This window comes from Microbispora catharanthi (genome assembly GCF_006334915.2).
In the GTDB taxonomy this organism is placed as follows: Bacteria; Actinomycetota; Actinomycetes; order Streptosporangiales; family Streptosporangiaceae; genus Microbispora; species Microbispora catharanthi.
Genome location: NZ_VDMA02000007.1, coordinates 99,389 through 116,006 on the forward strand (window position 1 = coordinate 99,389; position 16,618 = coordinate 116,006).

Below are 16,618 nucleotides of genomic sequence, written 5' to 3' on the forward strand. Positions count from 1 at the left end.
TGATCGGATGCGCTCGGCCCCACACGGGTGCGGCCGGTGGAGATCGGCTACGGCCGGCCGCCGGGAACGCCCCCGCGATACCGGCCAGGTCGTCACCAGCGGTGGTGGACCTGCGGGCGGACCAGGTCGTCGTAGACCTGGCGGACCGCGTCGTGGGTCTCGGCCGGCAGCGGCGGGAACTGCGCCGCCGCCGCGTTGGCCTCGGCCTGCCGGGGGTTGCGGGCGCCGGGGATCACGACGCTGACCCCGGACTGGTCGATGATCCAGCGCAGCGCGAACTGCGCCATCGTCATGCCCTCGGGCACGAGGCCGCGCAGCCGCTCGACCGCCTGGAGGCCCACGCCGTACTCCACGCCGGAGAAGGTCTCGCCGACGTCGAACGCCTCACCCTGGCGGTTGAAGTTGCGGTGGTCGTCCTCGGCGAAGACGGTCTGCGGGCCGTACTTGCCCGACAGCAGGCCGCTCGCCAGCGGGACCCGGGCGATGATGCCGACTCCGGCCTTCTCCGCGGCGGGCAGGACCTCGTCCAGCGGCTTCAGTCGGAAGGCGTTGAGGATGATCTGCACGGTGGCCACGCCGGGGCGCGCGATCGCGGTCAGCGCCTCGGCCACCGTCTCCACGCTGACGCCGTACGCGGCGACGCGGCCCTCGGCGACCAGCGTGTCGAGCGCGTCGAAGACCTCGTCGGTGTCGAAGACGGCGCTCGGCGGGCAGTGGAGCTGCACCAGGTCGAGCGTGTCGACACCCAGGTTGGCGCGGGAGCGGTCGGTCCAGGCGCGGAAGTTGTCCAGCGTGTAGACGTCGGGCGTCTGTTGCACCCTGCGGCCCATCTTCGTGGCCACGGTCAGGCCGGACCGCTCCTTGATCAGCTTCCCGATGACCTTCTCGCTGCGGCCGTCGCCGTACACGTCGGCCGTGTCGATGAAGGTGGTCCCGGCGTCGACCGCGGCGTCGAGCGTGGCCAACGCGTCGGCCTCGCTCACCTCGCCCCAGTCGGCCCCGAGCTGCCAAGCTCCCAGTCCGACGACGCCGACCTGCCTGCCCGTCCTGCCCAACACGCGCTGTTCCATGAGGTCAGATCGTAGCGGGGCAGCTCAGGCGGAGGCCGCTCCACCCGCCAGGTGGTGCAGGAACCAGTCGCGGGCGAGCCGCGCGACCGTCTCCAGTGCGCCCGGCTCCTCGAACAGATGCGTGGCGTGGGGCACGATCTCCAGCCGGACCGGCGCGGTGATCGCCCGCATCGCCTCCCTGTTGAGGTCGAGGACGACGGAGTCGCGCTCCCCCACGATCAGCAGCGTCGGCTGGCGCACCGAGCGCAGCGCGCCCGCGGCGAGGTCGGGCCTGCCGCCCCTGGACACCACCGCGGCGACACCGCCGGGCCGCGTCGCCGCGGCGACGAGCGCGGCGGCGGCGCCCGTGCTCGCGCCGAACAGGCCGACGGGCAGACCGCCGACGACCTCGTCCTCGGGCAGCCGGTCGGCCAGGGCGCCCACCCGATCGGCGAGCAGGCCGATGTCGAAGCGCAGGTGGCCGGTGACCGCGTCGACGCGCTCCTCCTCCACCGTCAGCAGATCGGCCAGGACGGTGGCCAGCCCGGCCCGCTGCAGCTCCCTGGCGACATACCGGTTACGCGGGCTGTGCCGGCCGCTGCCGCTGCCGTGGGCGAACAACACCGCTCCCCGGGCCTCCCGGGGGACCGCCACGTCGGCGTCGAGCACGACATCGCCGACCGGGATCCGCACGCTGAGTTCGACCTCGCTCATGACGCCCGCCCCCCTCGGCCGCGCCCTGCTGAGCGGCACTGGACAACCAGGATGGTGCTGCACAACCGGGACGGCACTGGACAACCGTGTGGCGTACCCCCGGCCGGTCGAGGCAAACCGGGGACGACGTGGCCTCCGCGTGCGGAACGGGCGGCATCAGCAGTGATGTCAGGAGCGGCGTGAGCATCGCGACGTCAGGAGCGACGTGAGCGCATCGCCTTGAGCACCCGCACGCCGCCGTCCTCCCCGGCCTGCGCGCCGCGGAACGCGCCGACCACCAGGCGCCGGTACTCCTCCGACTCCACGGGACACAGCGCGATGCGGCCGTCCCGGTCGAACAGCAGCCCCCAGCCGTACCTCTTCGGCAGCGGTGACGCCCTCAGGCACGCCTGGGAACGGGAGAAGAACTCCTTCCTGAGCTCCGCGCGCCGCTCGGCGGACAGGTCCTCCGGCAGGTCCTGGCGGCGCAGCCAGGTCTCGAACAGCACGTCCTCCTGCGTCATGCCGTACGGCGCGCCGGAGATCAGCTCGTACTGGAGGACGGCGACAGTGGGCTTGCCGCCCCGGGCCCCGGGCACCTCCGCGGCGGTCACCGGGCAGTCGTCGGCGACCGCGATGAGCGTCGAGTAGTAGTTCAGGTCCTCGGCCATGTCTCCACTATGCAGCAGGAGATCGACGGCTCATCCCGCTCCGGGCGCGCCTCCGGAAGGCTTGCCGAAGGCGGCAGGCGGGCGGGCCTCGGCGATGAGGCGCACCTCCTCGGGCAGGCCGCTCACGTACACCTCGCCGCTGTCCTCCCGAGCCTCCAGGTCGACTCGCCCGCCCGCGAGCGGAAAGCCGGAGATGCGTAGGTGCCCGAACCCCCTGGGCAGCACCGGCGCGATCCACACCTTGCGGTGCGGCACCCACGGGTCCACGCGGAGCAGGAGCCGTATGAGCTGGATCGGGGTGGCCGAGGCCCATGCCTGCGGTGAGCACGAGGTCGGGTACGGCACCGGCACGTGGAACTCCCCGCGGTCGAACCCACAGAAGAGCTCGGGGAGCCGGTCGCCGAAGGCGCGGGCGGCGTCGAACAGGCCGGTGGCGACGCGCTGGGCCCCCTCCACGAATCCGTAGCGCATGAGCCCGGACGCCACGAGCGCGCTGTCGTGCGGCCAGACGGACCCGTTGTGATAGCTCATCGGGTTGTAGGCGCCCATGTCGGAGGCGAGGGTGCGGATGCCGAAGCCGGTGAACATCCGGGGCGACAGCAGGTGCTCGGCCACGGCCGCGGCCTTGTCGCGGTCGACGATCCCCGACCACAGGCAGTGGCCCATGTTGGAGGCGAGGGCGTCGATCGGGCGGCCCTCGTGGTCGAGACCGACGGCGAAGTAGCCGCGGTCGGGCAGCCAGAACCGTTCGTTGAACCGGGCGCGCAGCTCGGCGGCCCGTTCCCGGTAGCGCCGCTCGGTCTCGGTGTCGCCCGCCTCCTTGGCGAAGTAGTGGCGGGCGATGCAGGCGGCGTAGACGTACCCCTGCACCTCGGCCAGGGCGATGGGCGGCCGGGCGATCGTGCCGTCGGCGAAGTTGATGCCGTCGAAGGAGTCCTTCCAGCCCTGGTTGAGCAGGCCCTGGTCGGTCTTCCGCTGATACCACAGGAACCCGTCACGCATGCCGTACCGCTCGATCCACTCCAGCGCCGCGTCCGCGTGCGGGAGCAGCCGCTCCACCGCCGCCCGGTGCAGGCCCCAGCGGCGCAGCTCGCCGAGGAGGATGACGAACAGCGGGCTGGCGTCGACCGAGCCGTAGTAGGCGTGCCCGCCGGACGACGTGTCGTCCTGCCTGGCGCCGTAGCGCAGCTCGTGCATGATCTTCCCGGGCTCCTCCTCGGTCAACGGGTCGATCTTGGTGCCCTGCAGGGCGGCCAGCCGGGTCAGCGTGCCGTGCGCAAGTTCGGGGTCGAGCGCCAGGGCCATCCACGCGGTGAGCAGCGAGTCGCGGCCGAACAGCGTCATGAACCAGGGCGCCCCGGCGGCGACGGTGGGCGGCAGCTCGGGATGCTCGGGGTCGAACAGCCGCAGCGCGCCGAGGTCGTTGTGGGACTGGCGCAGGATTCCCGCCAGGGCGGTGTTGGTCGTCGTCACCTTGGGCAGGCGCCTGTCCCACTCGAACAACTGTCCCGCCCGCCGGACCAGCGCGGGCGACAGCCGCTTCTCCGAGTACCACGGCTCGGTCTCGGCCCCGTCGATGATCGGGTTGGCCTGCACGCAGGCCGTCCACTCGCCGCGCGGCGGCACCACCACACGGAAGATGATCAGGCGCGGGTTGAGCACCGGCAGCACCGGGGTGCCGTCGGCTTTGGCGACCACCCGCACCCCCCTGCCCTTGCTGACCGAGAACATCCGCAGCGACCGCTCCTCCGCCGCGGTCGTCACGTCGGCCACCCAGTGCACCCGGTGGGTCTTCACCTCGAACAGGTCGCACACGTCGGAGCCGACGTGCAGGGTCACCATGCAGCCGGCCGGCTCATGGGACATGTTGCGGATGGTGAGGTCCTCCGACAGCCCGCCGCCGACGTACCGGTCGCGCACGACCAGCAGCGTGCTCTCCGCCTGCCCCGGCCGCGGCTTGGCCCGGCCGACGAACGTCGCGTGGTACGGCTCGCCCGGCAGGACCTGCAGTTCCTCGATGGGCCCGTCATCGATGCGCAGCTCCCAGTGGGACAGCAGCCGGGTGTCGGCGTAGTAGATCCCGTGTGCCGATCCGGGGAAGATGTCGCCGCTGCGGGCCGACACGCAGAACGATCCCCCGGCCACGAGCGTCATGGCGCCACCGCCAATGGCGCTGGGCTGCCCCTCGAACGTCCACCCGCCCGTCATCCCGATCACCCCGGCCCGGTCCCTCGGTCCCGACGGTTGCCCTCATACCCCCAGGTCGAGCCGGTTTTCGCTGAGTTTGCAGTCTTATATCCGCATCGAGTGGTCAAGAGGGCCCTTTACCCGCCTATGACCTCCCGTTTCCTACTCTTCCGGCATGCGCAGGTGGGTGAGCTCGGAGGGGCACGAGGTGGACTCGATCGTCATCGAGGGCCGCCCGCTGCTGCGCGTACGGCACCTGGGCTACCACATCGGCTACTGCGCCTCCGTCGCGGAGGTGGCGGCCCACGTCGATCTCGCCGACCTGGTGGAGGTCGTCGACCTGCGTCACGCCGCCAGGGCTCGCGGACAAGGATGAGGGGTGAGCCTGACCGGCTCACCCCTCCGTCGCGCCACCGCGTCGCCTCACCGCGGAGCGGGCGCTCAGTCCCAGCCCGGCATGTTCCAGAAGTCGCCGGCGGCCGCCTTGGGCTGCGCCTTGACCTGGGCCTTGGGCTTGGCCTTGGCGACGGCGGGCTTCGCCTTGCCGGCCTTCGGCATGCCCCAGCCCTGGAGCGGCCGCGCCCAGGCGCCGGCGTCCTCGTCGTCGGTCTTCGCGCTCGACGGCTTACGGCCGAAGTCGTTGCCGGACATCTTGGTGTACGTCGGCTGGTTGGACGTGGGGTGAAGGAAGACGTCCTGCGGCGAGCGCTGGCTGTTGTTCTTTCCGGTGGCGGGCATCGTGAACATGGAGCCCGGCTGCGATCCGTTCGCCTGGTTCCCGTTCATCGGGCCTCCGGCGGGCCTGCCGCCCACCACCGGGACGCCGGCCAGCGAGTTGCCTCCGGCGGGACCTCCGGCCGGCTGCGTGCCGGCCTGCCGGCTGTCGGCCGTGCCACCGGCGGGCGCCTGCCTGCCGGTCATCGAGCCCTTGGGGCTCTGGCCGTTCGCCGCCGGTCCGTTCGCCCGGTTCTCGGCCTCGTCGTTCGCCGGGAAGAACGGGCCGACCTTCGCACCCTTGTCCAGAATGTCCAGGGCCTTGGACGCGACGAAGTCGGGCTCCTCCGGGTGGTTCATCGCCATGGCGGCGATCTGCTTGCCGGGCGACATCGGCTCCTTGGCGGACAGCGGAGCCGGGTCCGCGGGAGCGGGACCCGACAGGAGAGCCGCGGCGAGTACGGCTGTACATATAGGCATGAGAATTTCCCCCGAAATCCTGTGGACGGTACAAGAACGAAGGTAAGCGCACGATGCCGGGCCATCACGGACCCGATGCTCAGTGTCCGGTCAAATAAGAGGATCAGCCGCTTCAGGACATAGACCCCCAGGCCACCCCTGCTCCGCCGATTACAGGGCGCAGGTGACACGGGGCGGCGCCAAGTAGTGATCTGCCCTCAGCCGAGAATGAAGACGCCCCCGACGGCCGTGGCGAGGCCGGGGCCGAAGGCGGCAGCCGGCGTGTAGGCGTGGCATGCGGGCCATCCCCCGGACGGCGAGGCGTCGCAGTGCCGGGACGGACAGCAGCGTCCCGAGGAGGGGGAGCACCGCCCGGACGGCCGGGGCGGTCGGGGCCAGGGCGGAGGTGACGGTCACGCTCGGCGCTTCGCTCGCCCGCCGCGCGGCGAGGAGCTCGCCGGAGGGCAGGCCCGCGGTCTTCACCGTCTGCCCGTCGGGCAGGGCGACAGCGAGGAGCTCCAGGAGCGCGAGCGCAGCAAGCTCGCGGCCGTCACCGCCGCGATCCGTGAAGCGCTCGAGGAACGCGGCGTGCAACCGGGCACGGCGAAGCTGGTGGCGCGGATCGCTCCGGGAGGCGGTGGCCGCGGACACGCGGCCGTCCCGGCCGTGACCGTCTTCCCGGGTCAGGCGAACCCGTGACGTGTCCGACCGCAGGGATAGAGGGGGGAAGAGGGGGAAACGGCACGGGGGTGAGCCGCGAGCGGCTCACCCCCGTCACAGCTGTCGCGGGACGACGGCCGGTTACCTCGGCATGAGGACCTTGTCGACCTGGTAGATAGTGGCGTTGCTCGTCGCGATGTTCCCACAGGTCACAGCGGCGTCGTTGACCTTGAGGCTGGAGTCGGACCCCGAGACGGTGAGCTTGCGCCCCTCGAGGGAGCTCAGCTGGCCGTGCATGTCCGCCGGTGCCTTGCGTCCCTTGACCACGTGGTAGGCCAGCAGTCCCCTGAGCGACTTGCGATTCGACATCAGCTGGTCGAGCTGGCTCTTCGGAATCTTGCTGAACGCGTCGTTCGTGGGCGCGAACACCGTGATGTCCTGGGCGGAGTTGAGCGTCTCGGCCAGCCCGGCCTTCTTCACTACGCGCGCCAGCGTGGACAGCGACGGGATGTCGGAGAGCGCGGTGCCGACCGGCACCTTGGCCAGCTCGGCGGGGCTGCCCTTGCCCGAGGCGGGCAGCGACGAGCAGCCCGCCCCGACGGGCGACCCGGAGACCGACGGCGACGCCGACGCGGTGGCGCTCTCGCTCGCCTCGGCGCTGGGGGTCTCGCTGGTCATGTCCGTGGCGGTCTCGTTGGCCGCGACAGGAGCCGCGGGACTGCCGCCGCCCTGGCTGCCGCACGCCGCGGACATCGAAAGCGCCGCGGTCAGGGCGGCAAGGGCGAGCAGACGGGTATTCATGATCGTGTTTCCTTAGTCGTGGAAAGGTCGTTGCTGGGTGGCGACCCCTGCGGACGGCGACACCGGAAGAGCCCGCCACACCGGCTCAGGACCGGCGTGGCGGGCCGTTCAGACGGGCCGGTCACACGGGCCTCTTCCATCAGGCCGTCTGGGGCGGGCTCACCAGTCGCTCGGCCGCTGATGCCGGCGGGGCCGTGTGGTCGTCTTCTGGCGCGCCGTCTTCGGCTGCGCCGTCTTCTGCTCCGCCCTCGGCAGCGGATAGGTCCTGGTCGACTGGACCCCCTGCACCGGACCGAAGGTGAACGGCTGCGGCGCCTGTCCTGGCTTGCCGGAAGTGAAGACGGGCTGGATGAAGACGTCGCGCGTCTTGGGATCGATCACCGGAACATACCTGGTCGCGGTATCTCCTCCGGCTGTCCCGTCATCCGCCCTGTCGCCCGCCGTCGCGGAGGGCCGTCCGGTCTCCGCGCCGGGCCTGGCGGACGCGCCGGAGGCTCCGGACTCGCTCGCCCCGGCCGGCGATCGGGAAGCGGCGGCGTTGTCGTCGCGCCTGCCGTCCATTCCGCTGGGAGCCATCCAGGGCGGCGCCTGGGGGAGGGTGAACGGAAACTCCCCGGCCTGGGGCGCCATTCCGGGCAGCGGCGCGAGTTGCGGCCGGCCCGCGGACGCCGGCGCGGCGTTGTTGTCGTCCGTGGCTGCCCTCGTCCCGGGCGGGGCCGGGTCCGGCGGCACGGCGGCCGGCCCGGAGAGCAGGGCGGCGGCCAGTACGGCTGTGCAGAGAGGCATGAGACTCCCCCGAGGTCATCGATGGTACGAGCACGACGGTAAGCGCCGCACCGGGGAGTGATCACGCATCCGACGACCAATGTCCGGTCAAGCATGGCGATCGGGCGCTTCACCCCGCAAAGATCCCATCGCGCCCGCAAGGGACCTGGGTACGCCGCCCGAGGAGGCCGGCGTGGGACACCACCGAAGACGCCCTCGTCCGTGCACGACGCCGCGGGGCCCCACGGGTGAGGAGCGCGCCGGGCTCAGTCCGGCAGGCTCACCTCGATCGGCACCACGATCGGCGGATGCGGGGGCGGGTGCGGCACGGGCCGGCGCTGGAAGTAGTGCTCCAGGGCGTGCCGCAGGCGGTCGAGCGCCTCGTCGACCGTGTGCCCTTCGCAGGCAACCTCGACCTGGACGCACCGCGCGCAGTACAGCCCACCGTCCTCGGCGGTGACGGTCGCGGTCAGCCGCACGGTCCGTCCCATGCTCCCACCGTGCGCGGCGGCGGACCGGGGTAATCCCGGCGCGCGGGCAACAGTACGGAGATTCCCACCCCGGCGGCCCCGGCCCGCACGCGCTTCGCGCCCGAATTTTGCCTGATAGGGAGGCATGCCGACGTGCCGCAGAGAGGAAGGCGCGTTTCCTCGGGTAGGGCCGGGCGCATGGGCGAGAAAGACAAGAAGGAAGAGCCGTCGGTGGGCGACGAGGTCACCTGGAAGAGCCACGGCGGCGAGGCGGTCGGCAAGGTCGAGAAGAAGATCACCGAGCGCACGGAGGAGGCGGGCCGCACCGTGGCCGCCTCACCCGAGGACCCGCAGTTCCTCGTGCGCAGTGAGAAGAGCGGCGGGACGGCGGTGCACAAGCCGTCGGCCCTGCATCCGAAGGACTGACGTGACCGCCGACAGGAGACAGACCGCGGCCGAGTTCGGCGAGGCGGTCAACATGTCCGCGGCCGAACTGGAGCGATGGCTGCGCGAGGAGCGGTCGAAGGAGGTCGGCGACAAGCCGGACGGTGGCGAGTCGACGGGTCACGAGTCCGGCCGGCACATCGTGGCCATTCTCCGCAAGCACAAGAGCGAACTGGACGACGAGGACTACGCCCACATGCGCAAGGTCGTCGGGTACGTCCACCGGCACCTGGCCCAGCGTCCCTCCGGTGACGTGCGGGAGACTCGCTGGCGGTACTCGCTGATGAACTGGGGCCACGACCCGATGAAGTAGGGCCCTCGGAAGGGCGGGGCCGCGGGCGCGCCTGGGGGTCGCGCCCGCCGGGCCGTCTCCTGCCGCTCTAGTTGAGCGTCTTCTTCCAGTGGAAGCCGCCGGGCAGATTCACGGTGAGGGTGCGGCGCCCGTCCGCCGCCTTGGTGACGCGGAAGGCGCGTCCGCCGAAGCTGTGACCGACGCCGCCGCGCGAGAGGTTGAGCCTGAACGGTCCCATCTTGATCGATTTTCGGTAGCTCCAGCCCATGCTTCCTCCATGAATTTTCCGTGCCCTCGCGACTACCCCGGAAGACGATCAGCACACCGGCCGACCGGATCTTCCGTTTACGACCGTGCCGCCGGGTATGGCCAGCAATGAGCCTTTCGACCGTCAGGAACGCGATCGGATCGCCGGCCGGGCGCCGGGGCTCAACGGACCCGAACTCATCGGCGGGATCTCCGGCTCCTCACGGGGACGCCCGCCCAAGACCGGAAGGAGCGACGCCATGGGACACGCCGGAGTGATGCTGGAGACCTATCCCGCCGACCTCGGCGGCGTGGACAGGCAGGTGCTCGCGAACTGCATCGAGGCCTGCTTCGACTGCGCGCAGACCTGTACGGCCTGCGCCGACGCCTGCCTGAGCGAGCACGCGGTGGCGGAACTGGTCCGCTGCATCCGCACCAACCTCGACTGCGCCGACATCTGCGCGACGACGGGCCGGGTGCTGTCACGGCACACGGGCTACGACGCGAACCTGACGCGCGCCCAGCTTGAGGCGTGCGCGCAGGCGTGCCGCAGTTGCGGCGACGAATGCGGCCTGCACGCCCACATGCACGAGCACTGCCGGGTCTGCGCCGAGGCGTGCCGCCGCTGCGCCCAGGCCTGCAACGAGTTGCTGGCCTCGCTCGGCTGAGCACGTCCGCCCCGGCGGCGTCCTCACGGCGTCCTCACGGCGCGGCCTCGCCCGCGCCCGCCGCACGTTTGCCGATGCGATGACATGGCCGCGAGAGGGACCGTGTAAAAACGGTTCCTATGGCAAAGGAAGCGGACGAGGAGCCGACCGGCGACGACCTGGAGGCCGTCACCGCCGCCGTGCTCACCGCCTCGCGTGTGCTCGTCGCGATCTCAGCGCGATCCCTCGCCGCCGCGGAGGACAAGGTCACCCTGCCGCAGTTCCGCATGCTGCTGGTGGTCGGACAGGGCGAGACCAAGCTGGTGACGCTGGCGGACAGGCTCGGCGTCAATCCGTCGACCGCCATGCGCATGGCGGGCCGCCTCGCCGTCGCCGGCCTGGTGAAGCGTGAGGTGAATCCGCAGAACCGGCGGGAGACCCTGCTGCGGCTGACCGACAACGGACGGCGGATCGTGGAGGAGGTCACCGCCCGTCGCAAGGAGGAGATCGCCGCGATCCTCACGCGGATGCCGGCGTGCCGGCGGCAGGCCCTCATCACCGCGATGCGGGAGTTCAACGACGCGGCGGGCGAACCGCCCGCCCGCATCGCCTTCCCGCTCGGCTGGCCCGGCCCGTCCTCCTGACCACGCCGCACACGGTTGCTCAGCGCGCACACGTCGGCCGGGGCGGCCGCGCCGCCGGCCGCCGCGTTGACGGCCCTGCCGCGGCGGACAGGCCGGCCTCCGGTGTCGCGTCCGTGATGCGGGTCCCGGCGCCCTGCGGGCCCATCGCGGGGCCCCAGCGGGTCAGCCCGCGATCAGCAGCCGGAGGCGGCGCAGGCACCGGGAATGAGCCCGGGGGCTCCGTCGGCGCCCGACGGCACCTCGCCCTGGTCCTGGCCGCTACCGCCCTTCGAGGCCCCGCCCGTCTTGCCCGACGAGCCGGTCCCGGCCCGGCCCGCGCTCTTCCCACCGGAGGAGGAGCCGCCGCCGGAGGAGCCGGAGGCGGTGTCCGCGCCGCCCCCGCCGGGCGCCTGCGCTCCGCCGGAGCCGTCCCCGCCGGACCCGATCGCGCCCTGCTCCCCTGAACTCTGGTCCCCTGAGCCCTGGTCCTCCGGGCCCTCCGTGGCGGCACCGGCGTCGTCACCGGCGGAATCAGCGGAACCGCCGTCCTGGGCGGGGGCCGACTGCCGAACGCCGCCCGCGGCGGGCGGGTCCGCGGGGCCCGAGCCGCCGCGGAGCGCGAAGCCCGCTCCCCCGGCGGCCAGCACGGCCACCAGGGCCGCGGCGGCGATGACGACGGGCTTCCTGCTCTTGGTCGTGGGGGGCGGCTCCTCCTCGCTGGAGAGGATCTCCTGCCGGAACCGATCATCCTGGCTCGTCTGTGACGGGACGCGCCCTTGCATGTGAGACAACTCCCAGCGGTCGTTTCGGGGGAAACCTCCACGGCTTCCGCAGGTGGCTGCCCACATTAACCCCGCTGGTGTCCTAATCTCACAAATACCTGCAAACAATCATGAATCTCCCAGGGTTTCCCTCGATCGCGCCCTGCGTACCACGTCAACGGCTGTGCGTCGCGGCGCTGTGGTAGTCGGTGTACGTGTAGGGGTTGTCGAGGATCTTCGTCTCGGGGATGTCGGGGTTCATCCCCTTCTGCCATGCCTCCTCGCCCAGCGTCGAGCGCAGGTACTCGACGGTCCGCTCCACCTCGCGGCGCGCCGCGGCGAGGGCCCCGACGAGATCCACGCCGACCAGACGGTGCTCGTGCTTCACCACGCGGCCGTTCACGAGGACCGTGTGCACGTCGCCGCGCTGCGCCTGGAACGCGACGTGCCCGTACGGGTTGAGCAGCGGGAACGACACGGGCGAGGCGTCGTTCTTGATGAGCACGATGTCGGCCTTCTTGCCCGCTTCGACGCTGCCGAGGTCGTCGCTCCGGCCGATGGCGCGGGCGCCGCCGCGCGTCGCCCAGTCCACCACCTGGTCGGCACGGAGGCTGCAGTGGGTGATCGTCTCCCCCCTGGCGTGCGCCTCCATGTGCTCGCGGGAACGGTCGGCGCCGAGCGTGGTGCGCATCGCGGAGAACAGGTCGCCGCTCCACCAGACGCTGGTGTCCATCGACAGGGAGACCGGGATGTCGTGCGCGCGGATGGCCCAGGTGGGCGGGTAGCCCTGGCCCGCGCTCTGCTCGCTCTCGGTGGAGACCGAGATCGAACCGCCGGTGGCGGCGATGCGGTGGTAGGAGTCCGCCGACAGCGAGGCGGCGTGGACGTAGACCGTCTCGGGCGTCATGAAGCCGTGCTCGTACATGAGGCGGATGCCGTCGTCGCTGGTCGCGCCCCACACACCCGCGTGGGTCGTGACCGGGACGCCGAGCTCGCGGGCCACCTCGAAGGCCGGCTTCTCGGGAAAGGCGGGGTCGCCGGTGACGTCGAAGGCGATCTGGAAGCCCAGCATGTCGTCGCCCGTGATGCGGCGCCGGACGAAGTCGCGGAACTCCGGCGCGCCGGTCCACTCGGCCGGAGGTGCCTGGATGTTGCCGTAGGCCAGCACGAACCGGCCGGGCACCGCGTGCAGCGCGTCCACGGCCGCGTCGGCGTGGTCCACGGTCCGCAGCCCGTGCGACCAGTCCACGACCGTGGTGACGCCGGCGTCGATCGCCTCGATCGCGGCCAGCAGGTTGCCCGCGTGCACGTCCTCGGGCCGCCACAGCTTGCCGTACTCGAGGTAGTACCAGACGAAGTACTGCGTCAGCGTCCAGTCGGCGCCGTAGCCGCGCATCGCGGTCTGCCACATGTGCCGGTGAGTGTCGATCATGCCGGGCATGACGATGCCGCCGGTGGCGTCGACGACGACGGCGCCCTCCGGCGCGGGAAGGTCGGGCCCCACCTCGGCGATCCGGTCGCCGACGACGAGGACGTCGGTGCGAGGGAGCACGCTGTGCCCGTCGTCCATCGGCAGCACCGTGCCGCCGCGCAGCAGCACGGGCCGGTCCGGTCCGAAATCGGTCGGCTCGTTCATCGTCGAACTCCTCACCTTCCCACTGGCCGAGCGCGCTCAGCGACGGCGAACAATTGTCCGCTATACGGTCAGCACTGCTTCCGCTGCTACTTTCCCGAGCACCGCCCCTGCTGTCAACCATGGGTTTCCCGCCTCGTCCTACCACGAAGAGCCGGGCGAGCATTTGACGAGTGGACCGCCTGTGCCAGAATCGGCCTCACGGACTTATGTCCGTTCAGCGGACACTTCGATAACACCAAGGAGGGGGAGCCGGATGACAGACGACACCGCGCCCGAGCGGGGAGGCGGGCCGCTGTCCGGCGTGCTGGTGGCCGACTTCTCGCGGGTCCTGGCCGGGCCGTACGCCACGATGCTGCTGGCCGACATGGGCGCCGAGGTCGTCAAGGTCGAAGGACCCAAGGGAGACGACACGCGCACCTGGATGCCGCCGGTGCGCGGCGACGTGTCGACGTACTACCTGGGGGTCAACCGGGGCAAGCGGTCGATCGCGCTCGACCTGCGGGACTCCGGCGACGCGAAGGTGGCCCGGGAGTTGGCCCGCCGCGCCGACGTGCTGGTGGAGAACTTCAAGCCGGGCGGGCTCGCCAAGTACGGCCTCGACTACTCGTCGGTGAGCGCGGCCAACCCCGGCGTGGTGTACGCCTCGATCAGCGGATTCGGCTCCGGCGCGGGCCGCGACGTGCCCGGCTACGACCTCATGGTGCAGGCCATGTCGGGGCTGATGAGCCTCACCGGCGACCCCGGCGGCCCGCCCTACCGTGCCGGGATCTCGGTCTTCGACGTCATGGCGGGCAACCACGCCGCCATCGGCATCCTCGCCGCCCTGCGCCACCGCGACGCGACCGGGCAGGGCCAGCACGTCGAGGTCAATCTGCTGTCCTCGGCGCTCACCGGCCTGGTCAACCACAGCTCCGCGTACGTCGCCGGCGGTGTCGTCCCCTACCGCATGGGCAACGCGCACCCGAGCGTCTTCCCCTACGAGCCGCTGCCCACCGCCGACAACGACATCATCGTCGCGGCCGGCAACGACGGCCAGTTCCGCAAGCTGTGCGAGGTGCTCGGCATCCCGGAGATCGCCGACGACCCGCGCTTCGCGCGCAACGCCGACCGGACCGCCCGCCGCGAGGAACTGCGGCCCATCCTGGTCGGACGGCTCGCCACGCGCGGCGCGCTCGAGTGGTTCGAGCTGCTGGTCGCGGCGGGGGTGCCGTGCGGGCCGATCAACACCATCGACGGCGGGTTCGCCATGGCCGAGCGCTTCGGGCTCGACCCGATCGTGGCGGTGGGCGAGGGCGACCGCGCGGTCCCGACCACCCGCCACCCCATCCGGTTCTCCGCGACCCCCGCCGCCTACCGGCTGCCGCCGCCGGAGCTGGACGAGCACGGGGACGAGCTGCGCGAATGGCTGACTCAGGAGGAGGACGACGATGTCTGACGGGCCGGAGATGATCGAGCGGCCGTCGTATCCCACGGCGTTGGGGGCGTCCTCGCTCAGGTCGATCACCCTGCTGGGCTGCGACCTCGCCGAGGACGTGATGGGGAAGGTCGGCTTCGGCGAGCTCGCGTTCTGGCTCGCCGCTCAGCGGCGGCCCACGCCGGGCGAGACCCGGGTGTTCGAGGCCGTGCTCGCCGCGCTGGCCGACCACGGGTTCACCCCGACCGCGATCGTCACCCGGCTGACGTACCTGTCGGCGCCCGACTCGATCCAGGGCGCGCTCGCGGCCGGGCTGCTCGGCGGCGGATCGCGCTTCCTCGGCGTGACCGAGGACTGCGGCCGGTTCCTGCACGATGTCCTGGCGGCGCACGATGGGCCGCCGCCGTCGGACGACGCCGGCTGGGACGCGCTGGCCCTGGAGACCGTGCGGGCCCGGCGGCAGGCGCGGCGGTTCATCCCCGGCCTCGGCCACCACGTGCACAAGGAGGGCGACCCCCGCACCCCCCGGCTGCTGGAGATCGCCGCCGAGGAGAACCTGTTCGGGCCGCACCTGTCGCTGTTCGCCGCGATCGGCCGCGTGCATCCCGAGGTGCTGGGCAAGAAGCTGCCGCTCAACGGCGCGGGCGTCTGCGGCGCGGCGCTCGCCGACCTCGGCCTGCCGCTGGAGTTGCTGCGCGGCTTCGCCCTGCTCGCCCGTACGGCGGGCCTGATCGGCCAGCTCGCCGAGGAGCTGCGCCGCCCGGTGGCGAACGAGATCTTCCTGTCGGTGGACCTCAACAACCGGTCCGTCGATCCCGAGCCCTACGCCCCTGACGCCACTGGAGGTTCGCATGGCTGAACTGGTCGCGGTGATCGCGTCCACCCATCATCCGTTCTACTACCGCGCCAGCACGGCCACCGGCGAGGACCGCCCGCCGTTCGCCGACGAGTGGGTGCGCAAGGTCGAGGCGTTCCGGGAGACATTGACGAAGGCGCGGCCCGACGTGCTGGTCATGGTCGGCTCCGACCATTTCCACCAGCTCTGGCTCGACAACATGCCGCAGTTCCTCGTCGGCAAGGCGCCCTTCTACGACGCGAACTGGTACAACGAGGAGCGCGAGTTCGGCCTGCCCCGGATGTTCTTCACCGGTCAGGAGGACCTGTCGTCGTACATCCTGCGGGAGGGCCTGGACGCGGGCTTCGACCTGGCCTTCTCCAACGAGCTGCGGATCGACCACTCGATCACGTGCCCGATCATCACGCTGCGGCCGCAGAACGACCTGCCGATCGTGCCGATCTACACCAACATCTTCGCCCCGCCGCTGCCGCGGCCGAAGCGGTTCGTGCAGTTCGGCCGTACGATCCGCGAGCTGGTGGAGTCGTGGCCGGCGGACAGGCGGGTGGCGGTGATCGGCACCGGGCACCTGTCGCTGGAGCTCGGCGGGCCGCGCCAGTTCGGCCCGCACGGGCCCGATCCCGAGTTCGACCGCAAGGCGGTCGAGTGGATCTCCTCCGGCGACATCGAGGGCTGCCTGTCGGAGGTCACCCTCGACAGCCTCCACCTGCCCGGCAACGCCACCCACGGCTTCATGGACTTCATGCTGATGATGGGCGTGGCCGGCGAGGGCGCCAAGGCCGACTACGTCGACACCTACGACCTGTTCCACACCATGGAGGCCTACTTCACCTGGTACCCCAACGGAGGCGTGGCGTGAGCAAGTACCTGCTGAACAAGTTCCTGTTCACCGTCGACCGCGATCCGGAACTGGTCGAGCGCTACCGCGAGGACCCCCGGGGCACGGTGGAGTGGTGGGAGGCCGAGCACGCCAACCGGCTGCTGAGCTGTCACGGCGGGGAGGCCTCGACCTGGCTGCGCTTCGAGGACGCCGAGCGCGAGGCCCTGGCCGGCCACGACTACCCCCGGCTGTTCGAGCTGGGCGCGCACCCGTTCCTCACGCTCACGCTGTTCATCGCGATGTTCGAGCGCGACCACGAGCCGATGGGCTTCCAGACCGAGTACGCCCGGCGGCTGGCCCACATGACGATGCCGTACCCCGACATCGCGACGTGATCGGACCTGCCCGCC

Annotated in this window: 20 protein-coding genes; 9 read left to right on the forward strand and 11 right to left on the reverse strand. The window is 71.5% G+C overall.

Features of this window, described 5'->3' with window-relative positions; all coding sequences use genetic code 11:
• Nucleotides 1-92 precede the first annotated feature (92 nt).
• From FH610_RS15075 to FH610_RS15090, 4 genes are all read right to left on the reverse strand, one after another.
• The gene (locus FH610_RS15075) at nt 93-1,070 is read right to left on the reverse strand and encodes an aldo/keto reductase (protein ID WP_139575057.1); all 978 of its coding nucleotides are present in this window, start codon (nt 1,068-1,070) and stop codon (nt 93-95) included.
• Nucleotides 1,071-1,094: 24 nt separating this feature from the next.
• Nucleotides 1,095-1,763, reverse strand: coding sequence for a dienelactone hydrolase family protein (locus tag FH610_RS15080; protein WP_139575058.1), 669 nt, complete (start codon nt 1,761-1,763; stop codon nt 1,095-1,097).
• 194 nt (nt 1,764-1,957) lie between these two features.
• Nucleotides 1,958-2,413 carry a DUF6157 family protein gene (locus FH610_RS15085; RefSeq protein ID WP_139575059.1) on the reverse strand — a complete coding sequence of 152 codons (456 nt, stop codon included), beginning with the start codon at nt 2,411-2,413 and terminating at the stop codon, nt 1,958-1,960.
• Nucleotides 2,414-2,443: 30 nt separating this feature from the next.
• Nucleotides 2,444-4,621 carry an amylo-alpha-1,6-glucosidase gene (locus tag FH610_RS15090; protein WP_139575060.1) on the reverse strand — a complete coding sequence of 726 codons (2,178 nt, stop codon included), beginning with the start codon at nt 4,619-4,621 and terminating at the stop codon, nt 2,444-2,446.
• A gap of 154 nt (nt 4,622-4,775) precedes the next feature.
• Here FH610_RS15090 and FH610_RS15095 point away from each other — a divergent pair, with 154 nt between their 5' ends.
• Nucleotides 4,776-4,976, forward strand: coding sequence for a transposase (locus FH610_RS15095; RefSeq protein ID WP_139575061.1), 201 nt, complete (start codon nt 4,776-4,778; stop codon nt 4,974-4,976).
• A 65-nt stretch (nt 4,977-5,041) separates the two neighbouring features.
• Here the strand turns inward: FH610_RS15095 and FH610_RS15100 are convergent, their stop codons facing one another.
• The 4 genes from FH610_RS15100 to FH610_RS15120 form a co-directional block, all read right to left on the reverse strand.
• Nucleotides 5,042-5,794 carry a hypothetical protein gene (locus tag FH610_RS15100; RefSeq protein ID WP_139575062.1) on the reverse strand — a complete coding sequence of 251 codons (753 nt, stop codon included), beginning with the start codon at nt 5,792-5,794 and terminating at the stop codon, nt 5,042-5,044.
• A 780-nt stretch (nt 5,795-6,574) separates the two neighbouring features.
• Nucleotides 6,575-7,234, reverse strand: a complete 660-nt coding sequence (locus FH610_RS15110; RefSeq protein WP_139575063.1) for a fasciclin domain-containing protein — start codon at nt 7,232-7,234, stop codon at nt 6,575-6,577.
• A 159-nt stretch (nt 7,235-7,393) separates the two neighbouring features.
• A complete protein-coding gene (locus tag FH610_RS15115; RefSeq protein ID WP_139575064.1) occupies nt 7,394-8,020 on the reverse strand; it encodes a hypothetical protein in 627 nt (208 codons plus the stop codon).
• Nucleotides 8,021-8,265: 245 nt separating this feature from the next.
• Entirely contained in the window at nt 8,266-8,490 is a 225-nt protein-coding gene (locus tag FH610_RS15120) for a type II toxin-antitoxin system HicB family antitoxin (RefSeq protein ID WP_139575065.1), read from the reverse strand.
• A 177-nt stretch (nt 8,491-8,667) separates the two neighbouring features.
• On the opposite strand from FH610_RS15120, the gene FH610_RS44435 reads away from it, so the two are divergent.
• Nucleotides 8,668-8,895, forward strand: a complete 228-nt coding sequence (locus tag FH610_RS44435; protein WP_139575066.1) for a hypervirulence associated TUDOR domain-containing protein — start codon at nt 8,668-8,670, stop codon at nt 8,893-8,895.
• A 1-nt stretch (nt 8,896) separates the two neighbouring features.
• Nucleotides 8,897-9,226, forward strand: a complete 330-nt coding sequence (locus FH610_RS44440) for a DUF3140 domain-containing protein (RefSeq protein ID WP_139575067.1) — start codon at nt 8,897-8,899, stop codon at nt 9,224-9,226.
• 67 nt (nt 9,227-9,293) lie between these two features.
• On the opposite strand, the gene FH610_RS15135 is transcribed toward FH610_RS44440, so the two are convergent.
• The gene (locus FH610_RS15135) at nt 9,294-9,473 is read right to left on the reverse strand and encodes a DUF4236 domain-containing protein (protein ID WP_139575068.1); all 180 of its coding nucleotides are present in this window, start codon (nt 9,471-9,473) and stop codon (nt 9,294-9,296) included.
• A 238-nt stretch (nt 9,474-9,711) separates the two neighbouring features.
• Here FH610_RS15135 and FH610_RS15140 point away from each other — a divergent pair, with 238 nt between their 5' ends.
• On the forward strand, nt 9,712-10,119 hold the full coding sequence (locus FH610_RS15140; RefSeq protein ID WP_139575069.1) for a four-helix bundle copper-binding protein: 408 nt from the start codon (nt 9,712-9,714) through the stop codon (nt 10,117-10,119).
• 119 nt (nt 10,120-10,238) lie between these two features.
• Nucleotides 10,239-10,742, forward strand: a complete 504-nt coding sequence (locus FH610_RS15145) for a MarR family winged helix-turn-helix transcriptional regulator (protein WP_139575070.1) — start codon at nt 10,239-10,241, stop codon at nt 10,740-10,742.
• Between the two features lie 173 nt (nt 10,743-10,915).
• Here FH610_RS15145 and FH610_RS15150 read toward each other — a convergent pair whose 3' ends face one another.
• Nucleotides 10,916-11,503, reverse strand: a complete 588-nt coding sequence (locus FH610_RS15150; protein WP_139575071.1) for a hypothetical protein — start codon at nt 11,501-11,503, stop codon at nt 10,916-10,918.
• Nucleotides 11,504-11,657: 154 nt separating this feature from the next.
• On the reverse strand, nt 11,658-13,118 hold the full coding sequence (locus tag FH610_RS15155; RefSeq protein WP_139575072.1) for an amidohydrolase family protein: 1,461 nt from the start codon (nt 13,116-13,118) through the stop codon (nt 11,658-11,660).
• A gap of 253 nt (nt 13,119-13,371) precedes the next feature.
• Here FH610_RS15155 and FH610_RS15160 point away from each other — a divergent pair, with 253 nt between their 5' ends.
• The 4 genes from FH610_RS15160 to FH610_RS15175 are packed head-to-tail and all read left to right on the forward strand — an operon-like array spanning nt 13,372 to nt 16,603.
• The gene (locus tag FH610_RS15160) at nt 13,372-14,553 is read left to right on the forward strand and encodes a CaiB/BaiF CoA transferase family protein (protein WP_139575073.1); all 1,182 of its coding nucleotides are present in this window, start codon (nt 13,372-13,374) and stop codon (nt 14,551-14,553) included.
• Nucleotides 14,546-15,391 (forward strand): citryl-CoA lyase, encoded by an 846-nt coding sequence (locus tag FH610_RS15165; RefSeq protein WP_240808982.1) that lies wholly within the window; start codon nt 14,546-14,548, stop codon nt 15,389-15,391. Before FH610_RS15160 ends, FH610_RS15165 begins: the two co-directional genes overlap by 8 nt.
• Nucleotides 15,384-16,247 carry a DODA-type extradiol aromatic ring-opening family dioxygenase gene (locus tag FH610_RS15170; RefSeq protein ID WP_139575074.1) on the forward strand — a complete coding sequence of 288 codons (864 nt, stop codon included), beginning with the start codon at nt 15,384-15,386 and terminating at the stop codon, nt 16,245-16,247. The genes FH610_RS15165 and FH610_RS15170 overlap by 8 nt, the downstream gene beginning before the upstream one ends.
• The gene (locus tag FH610_RS15175; protein WP_139575075.1) at nt 16,244-16,603 is read left to right on the forward strand and encodes a hypothetical protein; all 360 of its coding nucleotides are present in this window, start codon (nt 16,244-16,246) and stop codon (nt 16,601-16,603) included. The genes FH610_RS15170 and FH610_RS15175 overlap by 4 nt, the downstream gene beginning before the upstream one ends.
• The last annotated feature ends 15 nt before the right edge of the window (nt 16,604-16,618 follow it).